Origin of the sequence: Nonomuraea recticatena (assembly GCF_039533245.1) — a bacterium.
Classification (GTDB): domain Bacteria; phylum Actinomycetota; class Actinomycetes; order Streptosporangiales; family Streptosporangiaceae; genus Nonomuraea; species Nonomuraea roseola.
In genome coordinates this window covers 213,928-226,176 of the sequence record NZ_BAAATE010000015.1, presented here as the reverse complement: position 1 = coordinate 226,176, position 12,249 = coordinate 213,928, and the positions used below count along the sequence as shown (strand labels likewise).

Annotated in this window: 9 protein-coding genes; 5 read left to right on the top strand and 4 right to left on the bottom strand. The window is 72.7% G+C overall.

Annotation, left to right across the window (positions count from 1 at the left end; translation table 11 throughout):
• Window positions 1–289 (bottom strand): AAA family ATPase (locus ABFX50_RS27520; RefSeq protein WP_346150222.1); only part of this gene is annotated, 289 nt, incomplete at its 3' end.
• A gap of 25 nt (window positions 290–314) precedes the next feature.
• Window positions 315–2,438, bottom strand: coding sequence for a fibronectin type III domain-containing protein (locus ABFX50_RS27515; RefSeq protein WP_346150217.1), 2,124 nt, complete (start codon window positions 2,436–2,438; stop codon window positions 315–317).
• Window positions 2,439–2,568: 130 nt separating this feature from the next.
• Between ABFX50_RS27515 and ABFX50_RS27510 the strand changes: the two genes are divergently transcribed.
• From ABFX50_RS27510 to ABFX50_RS27495, 4 genes are read left to right on the top strand one after another with little or no spacing between them, the layout of a single operon-like run.
• Window positions 2,569–3,768, top strand: coding sequence for a hypothetical protein (locus ABFX50_RS27510; RefSeq protein ID WP_346118554.1), 1,200 nt, complete (start codon window positions 2,569–2,571; stop codon window positions 3,766–3,768).
• The gene (locus ABFX50_RS27505; protein ID WP_346150216.1) at window positions 3,765–4,967 is read left to right on the top strand and encodes a hypothetical protein; all 1,203 of its coding nucleotides are present in this window, start codon (window positions 3,765–3,767) and stop codon (window positions 4,965–4,967) included. The genes ABFX50_RS27510 and ABFX50_RS27505 overlap by 4 nt, the downstream gene beginning before the upstream one ends.
• Entirely contained in the window at window positions 4,968–8,006 is a 3,039-nt protein-coding gene (locus tag ABFX50_RS27500; RefSeq protein WP_346150215.1) for a coiled-coil domain-containing protein, read from the top strand.
• Between the two features lie 9 nt (window positions 8,007–8,015).
• Complete coding sequence (locus tag ABFX50_RS27495) at window positions 8,016–9,311, top strand: threonine/serine exporter family protein (protein ID WP_346150214.1); 1,296 nt, start codon at window positions 8,016–8,018, stop codon at window positions 9,309–9,311.
• Here ABFX50_RS27495 and ABFX50_RS27490 read toward each other — a convergent pair.
• Complete coding sequence (locus tag ABFX50_RS27490; protein WP_346150213.1) at window positions 9,308–9,538, bottom strand: hypothetical protein; 231 nt, start codon at window positions 9,536–9,538, stop codon at window positions 9,308–9,310. The genes ABFX50_RS27495 and ABFX50_RS27490 overlap by 4 nt on opposite strands.
• Window positions 9,539–9,627: 89 nt before the next feature.
• Window positions 9,628–10,956 (bottom strand): citrate/2-methylcitrate synthase, encoded by a 1,329-nt coding sequence (locus ABFX50_RS27485; RefSeq protein WP_346150212.1) that lies wholly within the window; start codon window positions 10,954–10,956, stop codon window positions 9,628–9,630.
• A 67-nt stretch (window positions 10,957–11,023) separates the two neighbouring features.
• On the opposite strand from ABFX50_RS27485, the gene ABFX50_RS27480 reads away from it, so the two are divergent.
• Window positions 11,024–12,247 (top strand): homocitrate synthase/isopropylmalate synthase family protein, encoded by a 1,224-nt coding sequence (locus tag ABFX50_RS27480; RefSeq protein WP_346150211.1) that lies wholly within the window; start codon window positions 11,024–11,026, stop codon window positions 12,245–12,247.
• Window positions 12,248–12,249: the final 2 nt, after the last annotated feature.

Here is a 12,249-nt window from a genome sequence, read left to right as displayed (position 1 = left end):
CCTGGTGGAACTCGAACTTCTGGTGCGCCTGGTTGAAGATCGACACGCCGGTGATGTCGCTGGGCAGCAGGTCGGGGGTGAACTGGATGCGCCGCCATTCGGCGTCGACGCTGGCGGCGACGGAGCGGGCGAGCGTGGTCTTGCCGGTGCCCGGCACGTCCTCCATGAGCAGGTGTCCCTCGGAGAACAGGCAGACCAGGGCCAGCTCGACGGCTTCGCGCTTGCCTCGGATGGCGCGCTCGATGTTGCCCGCCATCAGCTGGAAGCGCTGCGCGAACTGCCCTGCCATGGCCGCGGTGTCGGGGTAGCTCAACTCAGTTCTCGCATTCGTAGAGACCGTCGGCGGCCAGCCCGCTTCCAGGGATGGCCATCAGCGTGTCGCTGATGTAGGCGGTGCCGCCGTTCCACTCGATCCGGTTCCAGACGTCGGTGGTCTCCCCCGTCTCTTCCTCGGTCACGGACTTGCCCCTGGTCTGGCAGATCACCGTGATCGAGATGTACTGGCCCTGTGGGATCTCGCCGACCTTGCACCCACCCTGGGGACCGCACTGGATCAGTGAGTCCGTCTTGTTGTTGTTGGCGTTCTGGTAGGCCTTCTTGGGATAGGCGAGGTCGACGCTGGTGGTGGCGGTCGTCTGGCTCTCCCCTGCCGCGTTCTTCGCCTTCAGCGTGAACTCGTGCTTGGCCGCGTTCTTCAGACCCTCGGCGCTGAACGAGGTGCCCTGGATGGCGTCGTTGGTGGCCGCGCCCGACAGCGCGTAGGTGACGCCCTGTCCCGCGGCGTTCTCCGGCGCGCCCCACGACAGGTCGGCGCCCTTGTTCTTGGCCTTGGCCTGGAAGTTGGTCGGCGCCCCCGGCGCGACGCACGGCATGCCCGACGCGCTCGACTGCGACTCCACCTCGCCGCCCTCCCAGTGCGCGACGACGGTGAAGGAGACGGCGGCGCACTGGTCGGAGGTGTACTCGAACTGGAAGGGTCCCTCGGGACCCACCGACTCGGGGGTGACCTTGCCGGCGCCCGACGCCTTGAGCGTGTACTTCTCGACCTTGCCGCCCGTCGAAGGGCTGAACATCACGTCGACCTTGCCTGGGCCCGACTTCGCCGACACCGAACCGGGCGCGCCGGGAGCCGTGGGAGACGGGGTCGGCGTCGGGGTCCGCGACGGGGTCGGCGTGGGGGTGGGGGTCTCCGAGGGCGTGGGCTTGCTCTGCGGAGACCTGGTGGGCTCCGCCTCCACCGTCCTCGTGGGCTCCTCCGCGTTCTCCGTGGGGTCGGGGTCGAGGTCGGGCGCGGTGCTGCTGGGCACCGTCTTCGGGGTGGGACGCGGCTTGGGCGTGCGGGTGGGGCCCGGCACGTCGGTGTCGTCCTTGTCGACGGCGTGCCTGCGGCCCTCGGGGTCGATCACGACGGCCTTGTCGCCGTTCTCGTCGTTGGCCCACAGCAGGCCGTCCTTGACGAACACCTCGATCGGGCCCGGCCGCTCGGCCACCTGCATGCGCACGGGGTCGCCGCCCGCCGCGGTGTCCCAGACGATCATCGCGCCGGCGCGCTGGTCGGGGACGTAGACCTTGGTGCCGAGCACCTGCGGCACGCCCGCGTCCGCCACGGCGAGCTTGGTGGTGAGGACGGCGTTGGACATGGTGTCGATCACCACGAGCAGGCCGTGCCGTCCCGGCGTCAGGATCGGGACCAGCGAGCCCTCCGTCGAGGCCGGCGTCAGCACGCCGCCCTCCGCGGCCTGGGCGACCTCCTTGGGGAGCGTGATCTCGCCCGCTCCGCCGTCCGCGCCGATGACGATGGTGGAGGCGGCTCGGGTGTTGGTGATCACCGGCAGGCCGCCCGCGATGGTGACGGAGAGCTCCTCGCCCGCCTCGCCGGCCTTGACCGCCCGCTCCTTCACCCCCGCCCTGATGGGCACGGCCTCGCCCGTCGCGGTCACCGGCACCCACAGCCTGCCGCCGCCGTCGATGCGTGCCGAGCCGAGCGGGCCCGGCAGGTCGAGCGGCGCGCCGACGGAGTTGAGCGTGACGGGGTCGATCCGCTGGACCGAACCCTCGGGGTCGACGGCGTAGGCGGTGGAACCGCTGACGACCAGCTGGAGGCCGGCGGCGCCGAAGTTCCTTGTCTGGGAGACGGTCAGCTGGCTCGGCTCGATCCTGCTGACGAAGCCGGTGCTGTCGTCGACGAGCAGCACGTTGGAGCCGTCCTGGACGACCTTCATCGGCCGGCCCCGCTTGTCGTTCAGGTAGCCGTCGACCTCGCCCGACAACCCGTTGACGTGGACGACCTTGCCTCTGGCCTTGGTCCACAGCCATGCGCCCACGTCGGCCAGCTTCGGATTGGCGCTCGAGACGCCCACGCCGAACACTGCTGCGGCGACCGCCAGGACCGCGACCACCCCGCCCGCGACCAGCGCGGTGATCTTATCCCCACGCACAGCAACTCCACCCGTATGCGCTTATGTCCCCCTTTTAACGGGGCTCACCTTAGCGTGCTCGCGTAGCCGGTGGCAGGACTCCCGCGATGTAGGTCCAAGACTGTCGGGGCCAGGCCCTACCTTAGAGCGCGTGTCCGAACAGCCTCTGACCCTCGACGCCGCCCTCTCGGAGGAGGCGGTGCTGTCGACCTACCGCAGGATGTTCGCGGCCCTGGCCCGCGACAGCGGCGCGGTCGTCGACGATCCCGCCATGGTCGACATCGCCGAGACCCTCTTCGCCGCGTTCGCGGAGGCGGGTGAGGAGTGGCTGACGCACGAGCAGATGCGTTTCGCCTGCCGCGCCTACCCCTCCGACCAGTTCGACAACAGGCTGCGCGTGCTCAAGGGGCTCGGGGCCGTCCGCGAGGTGTTCCCCAAGCCCAACCAACTGCGCTACCGCGCCTCCTTCACCAGCGTGGTCGGGCTGATGTTCATCAGGCGGATGATGGACGACGGCGGGCAGTCGGAGATGCACAGGCTGCTCGCGCTCGAAGACCTCAACGTCGCCGACCCGCGCACCACGATGGAGCAGGCCAGGCAGAGCGCGGTCAACCTGGCCAGGGCGTTCAGGCTGTGGGCGCTCGAGCTGATCACGCTCACCACCGGCACCATCGAGGAGCTGCGCGAGCAGGCGCCCAAGCTGTGGGGCACCGAGGAGATCGCCCGTCGCGCGCAGAACCTTCACGGCACGATCCTGACCCGCTGGCCCGAGCTCGACAGGGTCTGCACCGACCTGCGCGCGGCCATCTACGCCTACAGCGACGCCTCGCGCCGCGCCGCGGGGCGGCTGGCCGACTCCGCGGGCACGACGCGCAACCTGACGCTCCTGCCCTCCGAGACCTGGCGCACCTTCGCGCAGACGGCCTCGAAGGAGCGGCTGGCCGCCGTCCTCGACGGGTTCGTCTTCGACGCTCCGGCGCCGTGGCACGACCCGGCCGCGATCGTGCGCGCCGTCGACGAGAGCCCGAGGCCCGCGCCGGCCCAGCCCACCCCGCCGCGCTCCGACCTGCCCGATCCAGGCCCCGCCGACTCCCTTGACCGTTCGCCGGGCGCGGCCGTCGAGCGGCTGGCCGAGCTGGCCGAGTCCGCGCTGGGCGGGGCCGACAGGGTGGCGCTGTCCGACCTGCTCGCCTCCGACTGGCCCGCCGCCCGCCGCCTGCTGGCCGACCTGACGAGCGTCGACCTGCGTCCCGAGCTGCCCTACCGGCTGACCTGGTCCGACGAACTCTCCGTCGACCCCTCGCACGAGCCCGCCTGGCTGTCGCACGGTTTCCTGGAGCGCACCTCATGACCGCCGCCCACGCCCACGCCGCGGCCAGGGCCGCGGGTCCGCTGCCGCTCGCCGAGGGGGCCGCGACCCCCGCGGGCATGGTACGGCTGGCGGGGCTGGCCGTCCCCGTGTGGCCCGACGGGGTGACGCCGTCCCTGCTCGAGGAGTACCAGGTCAGCCCGCCGCCGGTGGAACGGCCCGGCGAGACCAGACGCGTGCTGGCCGCCTGCCTGAAGTGCTGCTGGAGCGACCTGTCGGCCGACCCATGGCCGGGGGCGACCGCGCCGGTGGAGCGCGTGCTCGACACCTACAGGGCGCTGATCGGGCGCACCGACGACGTGATGCGCAACTGGGCGGTGGGGGCGCTGCGCCGCCTGCACGACTCGGCGTGGGTGGTGATGGCCGACGGGTTCGTCAGGCTGGGGCCCAGGTGCGCCACCTGGCCCGTGGAGTCCTACGGGCAGCTGAAGGAGCTGATGCGCCGCCTGCCCGAGCCCGAGCGAGGAGAGCTGACCGTCCTGCGCGACGCCGACCTGGTCGAGGCGGCCGGCCCCGACGACCAGAGCCTGGCGCAGCCGCACGCCGGGCGGATCGACGGCGCGCGGGCCGAGTTCGACGACCTGCTCGACGCCTTCGACGAACGGCGCAGAGCCGAGGTGGTGGCGGCCTTCATGGCGCTGGAGTTCGCCGCCGAGCCCGTCCAGGAGTCGCGCTTCGCCGCGCTCAGGGATCCCGCGCCGCGCCGCGTGCTGGCCGAGATGCTGGCCAGGCGCGGGCGCACGCTGATCCAGCAGCGCGAGCGGTGGACCTCGGGCTACGACGACGCCGTGGCCGCGAAGACGGGCACGGCGCTCGGCGAGAGCGAGCGGGCGGTGCTGACGCTGGTGCTGATCCACTCGGTGGCGATCCCGCGCGCGGAGGGGCTGCTGCCCGAGGACAGCTGGCTCTCGCCGCACGCCACCCCTGTCGACGAGCTGCGCCGCCACACCCAGCTGCCGATCGGCGAGCTGGAGGCGGCGCTGAGGGTGCTGCGCCACGCGGGGCTGCTCGCGCAGGTGAAGGCGGGCGAGGAGGCGGGCGGCTACGTGCCGGGACCGCAGTTCCACCGCCTGACGCAGGCGGCGCGGCGGCGCCTGCAGGAAGAGCTGATCCTCGCCGCGGGGCCGCACACGCCTCTCGCGGCGGCCGTACGAGCACAGCGGAAGACGGGGGACGAGTAAGTGGCTCTGACGGAGAACGTCGTCGGCGATCGGGTGCTGATCGCCGTGCAGGCGGTCAACATCTCACGGCTGTCCACCCATCCGGTGCCGACCGTGCCCGGCACGCTGATCGTCGTGGCGGGGGCGGGGCCGAAAGACTCCAACGGCGCGGGCAAGTCGTCGTTCATCGCCTCGATCACCGCGTTGCTCGGCGACGAGCAGTGGCGCTTCGCCTCGGGCGCCAAGGCGGTCTCCGAGCTGCTGTTCAACGCCGAGCTGGCCAGCGGCGCCGGCGGCCGCCAGTGGGCCAGCGCCGACCACGGCTACATCGTGGGCGTCTTCGGGCCCTCCGGCCGCGACGGCTACGACACCCCCGAACCGAGCGAGCCTCACGGCGCCGAACCGCCGGCCGACGGCGAGGCGCTCTTCCCCGAGCCCGACGCCTCCGACGGGCCGGTCACCGTATGGCTGCGCGTCAACCAGGAGGCGCCGCACCTGGAGATCCGCTGGCGCGAGGGCGTCCATCTGGCCGCCGCGAGCTCCGAGGCCGAGCGGGTCGCCAGGGCCGACGAGGTGTGGGCCTCGCTGCCGAGGTCGGCGGGCCGCCGCGACGTGGTCGCCCGCGACCTCACCAAGGTCCTGTACGGCGACCGGGTCCGCTGCGTGTCGTTCCTGTCCACCTCGGTACGCAGCAAGGTGGCCACCAACCTGCTGTCGCAGCCGCTCAACGAGATCTCCCCCGAGCGGGTCTTCGAGGCGATCGCCGCGCTGACGGGCCTCGACGCCGAGCTGGAGCAGGAGCGTGAGGCCAGGCGCGACGAGCACGCCAGGCGCGTCAGGGCCGCCCACGCGGGCGAGCGGTTGAAGGAGTTCGAGGCCGAGTCGAGCGCCCTGCTGGCCACCTTCGACCGCCGCGACCAGGCCAGGGTCAGGCTGGCCGAGGCGCTGAGGTGCTGGAGGGGCCGCCAGGCGCGCAGGCTGGCCGACGCGGCCGAGCGCGACGAGGCGTTCGCCGCCCAGCTCGAGACGCTGGAGTCGGCCCAGGAGAGCGCGGCCGAGGCGATCGCGATGGTCAAGGCCGAGATCGCCACGCTCAAGGACGACACCCTCGACCGCATGGTGGTCGAGGCTCGCAAGGAGCTGGCTGTCCTGCAGTCGAGGGCGGCCAAGCTCGACGCCGACCGCGCGGTCGCCGAGAACTCCGCCGACGAGCTGCGCGGCCTGATCCCGTCGCTGGAGGAGACGCGGCGCCTTGCCGACGGGCGCGACGTGCCCACCGCCGAGCGTGAGCTGGCCGCGGCGCGGGTGGAGCTGAACGAGGCGCTCAAGGCGCTGGGCGTGGCCGACCGCGAGGTGGCCTCGGCGCAGGCGGCGCTCGACGACGCCGAGGGCCTGGCCGCCGCCGCCCAGCTCACCGCCCTCGCCGCCGCGGGGGTGAGCGCGACGGGCCTGCTCGACTCCCTCGACGTGGCCGAGCAGGCGCGCGACCACACGCGCGCCTCGGCCCTCGACGAACTGCGCGGATGGCCGACCGAGCACGCCGTGATCGTCGACGCCGCCCACCTCGCCGCGGCGGCCGAGGCCCTGAAGAGCCTGCCGGGCTCGGTCCTGGTCAGCTCGGCGGGCGTCAGCGTGGTCGGCGCGTTCGACGGCGTCGCCACCGGCAGGGAGGCCCGCATCAAGGCCGCCGAGCAGCGCCTCAACAGGGCACGAGACGTCCAGGAGGAGGCCGCCCAGGTCGTGGGCGCCTGCGAGGAGCGGGTGGCGACCGCCCAGCGGAGGCTGGAGGGCGCCAAGGCGGGCGTTCAGCTCGACGGGATCGAGCGCCGCCTGGCCGAGCGGCGGGCCAGGCTCGCCGAGCTGACCGGTGCGCTGGAGGAGCTGACCCCCGCGGTCGCCGCGGCCGAGCAGCAGGCGGGCTCGCTCGACTTCAGGGCCCGCACCCGCGACCTCGAGATCGAACGGATGGAGGGCCGCAGGGGCAGGCACGAGTCCGAGCGCGCCCAGGCGCGCGACCAGGCGGCCAGGGTCAAGGCCGAGCGCGAAGGGCTGCGGCTGGAGGAGCTGGGCCGAGACTGGGGCGGCAGTGTCGAGGGCGCGAGGGAGTGGATCGCGGCGCTGCCCGAGGAGGAGCGGCCGCGCTCGGCCGAGGAGTGGTGGCGGGTCGCCGAACGCCATCTCGACAGCGCCTTCCGCGACACCTTCCCCGGTGACGACGAGGAGGAGGTGCCCGAGGAACTGCGCTTCCTGATGAGCGAGCGCACCGGGCGCTCCAGCAGGGAGCAGGCGACGTTCGCGGCGGTGTGCGGGTCGCTGGCCTCCTACCTGCGCGGGCAGGAGGAGTACGAGAAGCACCAGCGCCGCCAGATCGAGTCGCAGATCGTGACGCGGCAGCGCGACCTGTCGGCCGCGGAGAAGGGCGCCGAGGAGGCCGCCCAGTCGACCGCGGTGCACAGGGCGGCGCTGACGGCGGCGATCAAGTCGCGTCTGACGCGGGTGGCGGAGGAGTTCGAGAAGCTCGACACCTCCTACGGCGGCTACGGCGCGACGCTGGAGTTCCCCGTGCCCCCCGCGCCCGCCGACCCCGAGCAGCGCTGGCAGTGGCGGGTCACGCCGAAGTGGCGGCGCGGCGAGGGACAGGGCTTCGTGCCGTACAACCGCAGGGCCAACACCGCGCTCATGGACGAGAAGGCGGTCAAGCTGGTCTGCGCGGCGGCGATCGCGTCGTCGGGCGGCGGCCACCTGTGCCTGGTCCTCGACGAGCTCGGGCGCAACCTGGGCAAGGAGCACCGCAGGGAGGCGGTGGCGCTGTTCCGCAGGATCGGCGAGACGTACGGCATCACGGTGATCGGTGCGCTGCAGGACGACATGGAGCCCTACGCGATCGACGCCTGCGGGCAGTACATCAAGCTGCGGCGCAGCTCCGACGCCATGGCCTACAACGAGCCTCCGGTGATCGTGGGTCACGACCAGCACGCCGAAAGGGTCCGCGCCCTGGCCGCGTACGTGGGCAGGGGCGAGTCACCCCTTCCTGATCAAAGCTCTGATCAGGGGGTATGACGCCGTGCGATGACATTCACCGCTTCGGATGCCGAGGGGCATCGAGCCATGGCGCTGGCGTTGCGGGTCGGAGAGCTCCTGCTCGGCAGCGGCGAGGCGACCGAGAACGTCGGCGGCGCCATGCGCAGGATCCTCGAGGCGTACGGCATGCGCCACGTCGAGGCGGACGTGAACCTGTCGGCCATCACGCTGTCGCACGTGCCCGACGACGGCAGGCCCGCCACGACGGCCGAGCGGCGGGTGCGCAGGCGGCACCCCGACTACGACCGGCTGATCGCGGTCCACCACCTGGTCGGCGAGGTCGCCACGCGTGAGCTGCCGCTCGGCGAGACCGAGGAGCGGCTGCGCACGATCACCAGGCGGGTGCGGGTCTACCCGGACTGGGCGGTGGTGACCGCGCTCGCGCTGATCTCGGCGTCGGCGGCGGTGCTGATCGGCGGCGGGCTCACCGTGGCGGCGGCGGCGTTCGTCGCGACCGTGCTGGGCGACAGAGCCGGAGCGTGGCTGGGGCGCAGGGGGGTGGCGGAGTTCTTCCAGCTCGCCGTGGCCGCCATGTTCGGCTCGCTGGTGGCGGTCCTGCTCATCGCGATGCGCGTGCCCGTCGAGGCGTCCGCGGTGGTGGTCGGCGCGGTGGTCGCGCTGCTGCCGGGCCGTCCGCTGGTGGCGTGCGTCCAGGACGGCATCGCGGGCGAGTACGTCACGGCGACCGCGAGGCTGACCGAGGTGGTGTTCATCGTGGCCGCGGTGATCGCGGGGATCGGCGCCACGCTGGCCGTCGCGGTCCGGCTGGGCGTGCCCATCACGGTGGAGAGCGTGCCGTCCGCGCCGCTGACCCTCGCGCCGCCGCAGCTGGCGGGGGCGCTGGGGCTGAGCCTGACGTTCGCCGTGGCGCTGCTCGTGCCGCCGCGCTATCTGCTGCCCGGCGCGCTGGGCGGCGGGCTGATCTGGCTGACGTTCGTGTGGCTGGCCAGGCACGGCGTGCCGCTGATCGGCGCGACGGCGATCGCCGCCGCGGTGGTCGGCCTGCTCGGCACCGCGTACGCGCGCAGGGTGCGGGTCCCCTCGGCCGTCTTCGTGATCCCGGCGATCGGCCCGCTGCTGCCGGGCAGCGCGCTGTATCGCGGCATGCTGGAGCTGAGCCTGGACAACGTCTCCGCGGGAGCGCTGCACCTGATCGAGGCGCTGTCGATCGCCGTCGGCATCGGCGCAGGGGTGATCATGGGAGCGGAGATCCTGCGCGCCTTCCGCGGGCGAGGCCTGGCCCGCAGGATCAGGCCCGCCGCCCGCCGCACCCGCGGCTACTAGCGACGCCGAGGCGGCACATCTTCACGCTGCGCGCACGCCTCGCCGGCCAGGTCCGCGAGCCCGTCGACGCTCAGCCCCAGGCCGGTGCCGCCCCAGGCCGACAGGCCCGAGCCGCGCACGCTCGCCAGCAGGTCGTCGGCGTGGCGCCGCAGCGCGACGGCCGACTCCTCCATGCCCCGCGCCGCCGCCTCGAGCGAGGCCTGCCCGACCAGAAACTCCGCTGTCACCCCGACCCCCAAGTCGATCTTGCGGCACGACCCTAGCGGGCGCTCACGCGCTGCCGGGCGACCGGCGGGTGAACATCCGGTGGCGGCCGTCAGCGTGGGGGCGGGCCGATGTAGGAGGCGCGCGGACGCAGCAGCGTCCCCTTGGCGTACTCCTCCATCGCGTGGGCCAGCCAGCCAGCGGTCCTGGCCACGGCGAAGATCGCCTCTCCCGCGCCTGGGACCATTCCGGACAGGGAGGTGAGGGTGGCCAGCGCGAAGTCGATGTTCGGGTCGGGCAGCCTGCGGCGGCGCAGCTCCTTCCTGACGGCCTGCGCCACGTCCAGCGCGGGATGACCGGGGGCGGCGTGGGTGAGGATCTCGAACAGGACGGTGGCCCTGGAGTCGCCGTTCTTGTAGACGCTGTGGCCGAAGCCGGGGATGCGTTCGCCGCGCCGTACCCGCTCGGTGATCACGCGGGAGGCGTGGGAGGGCTCGGCGACCTCGGCCAGCAGCCGTTCGGCGCCGTAGGAGGCGCCCCCGTGCAGGGGGCCGCCGAGGACGCCGAGGGCGGTGAGGACGACGGCGTAGGGATCGGCCTTCGCGGAGGCGGCGACCCGCGCTGCCAGGGTGGAGGCGGCCAGCTCATGATCGGCGAGCAGGACCAGCGCCGCCTGGAGGGCGGACAGGAGAGCGGGGTCAGGCACGCGAGGCGTCAACCGCCCCCACAACCGCGCCGCGATCGACCCACCTGAGGGCAGCCCACCGCCTGACCCACCGGGTGCCCCTCCACCGCCCGATGACCCTCCACCAGGGAGAGGTTCGTCGGATGCCGCGGCGTTCCCCCCTGCCGAGATCTCCTGGGCGCCTCGGCCGAGCCGCTTGGCCGGGGCGTACACAGTGGGCTGGGCGGGGAGGGCGTCCACCAGGCCCGCGATCAGGCGGCGGCCCGTCGCCGCGACGGAGGCGGGGGCGAGCTGGTAGCGCAGCGAGTCGGTGGCGCCGAGCACCGTGGTGATCACCTGGAACCGGTCGAGCGGCAGCAACCCCTCCGGCAGACCCCTCTGCGCCTCTGCCGCCGCGCGGATCCCCTGCGGGTCGCCCTGCCACGGCGGCAGCGCGTCCTCCTCCTCGACGTCCCACAGCCACGCGGCCACGGCCTCGAAGGGGCTCCTCCTGGCGAGGTCGAGCGCGTCGATCCCCCTGTAGTACGGCCTGTCGACGCCCAGCGCGGTGATCGCCGACTCGATGACCAGCTCGGGGGGCGGGTTGCGCGGCCGTCCCCGCCTGGCCAGCTGCTCGACCTCCGCCGCGTCGAAGAAGCTGCGCCGCCCGTCCTCGCCGTGCCTGCGGCGCAGCACCCCCCTGCTCACGTACGCGTAGAGCGTGGCGGGCTTCACGCCGAGCCGTTCGGCCGCCGTGGCCGCGTCGATCCACTCCACCGCATCCTCCGAATGTTGACGAAAATCAATATTGATACACGTCTAGTGATGATGTCAACGTGGATCCATGCCACAGATTCACTTCCTCGACGTGACCAACAGGGACGGCGTGCAGACCGCCCGCACCGGCCTGTCCAAGTTCGGCAAGACCATGGTCAACTTCTACCTGGGCAGGCTCGGCGTGGCCCAGTCGGAGATCGGCTTCCCCTTCCTCTTCCACGAGGTTCCCTACGTCAGGGCCCAGGTCGCGTTGGCGGAGGCCGGGGCGATGGGAGAGCTGCGGCTGAGCGGATGGTGCAGGGGCGTGCCGAGCGATGTGGAGAAGGCGGTGCCGCTCGGGCTGAGGCACTACAACCTGTCCATCTCCACCTCCGACTACATGATCCAGAACAAGTTCAGGGGCAGGCTGGACCGGGCCGCGATCATCAGGGAGATGACCGCCGCGGTGGCGGTGGCGAAGGGCGCGGGCGCGGAGACGATCGGGGTCAACGCCGAGGACGGCTCGCGCACCGACGACGGCTTCCTGCTGGAGTTCGCACTGGCGGCCAAGGAGGCGGGGGCCGACAGGGTGCGCTACTGCGACACGATCGGCGGCGACACCCCCGACAGGATCCGCGAACGCTTCGCCAAGCTGGCCGCCGCCACGGCCATGCCGATCGAGACCCACTGCCACAACGACCTGGGCATGGCGGTGGCCAACTCGGTGTCGGGCGCGCTCGGCGATCTGGAGGCGGGGCAGGACGCCTGGATCAACACCTGCGTCAACGGCATCGGCGAGCGTTCGGGAAACGCGGACCTGCTCTCGGCGATCCTGGCCTTCCGCCACGGCTTCGGGTTGAGCGCCGAGATCGGCGACGCGCTCGACCTGTCGTGGGCGCGCAGGTTCGCGTTGTGGGCGAGCTACGCCTTCGGGCAGGCGCTGCCGTACAACCAGGTGGGGGTGGGGGTGAACGCGTTCGCGCACGAGTCGGGCATCCACGCCGACGGCGCACTGAAGGACCACGGCAACTACGAGCTCTACGACGAGAGCACGCTCGGCCCCTTCCCTTCCGACTGGCACGCGCGCAGGGGGCGCGTCGTGCTGACCGGGGAGTACGGCGGGAAAGCCGGGTTCAGGCACGTCATGGACGGGCTCGAGGTCGAGCCGGCCGACGAGGAGCTGGCCTTCCAGCTCGTCCAGCTGTGCAACGCGATGACCGGCAGGCCGCTCACCGACGACGAGCTGCGGCTGATCGCCGCCTACCCGCGCGAGCTGGCCCTGATGTTCCCCGGCCAGTTCGGCGAGGGCTGACG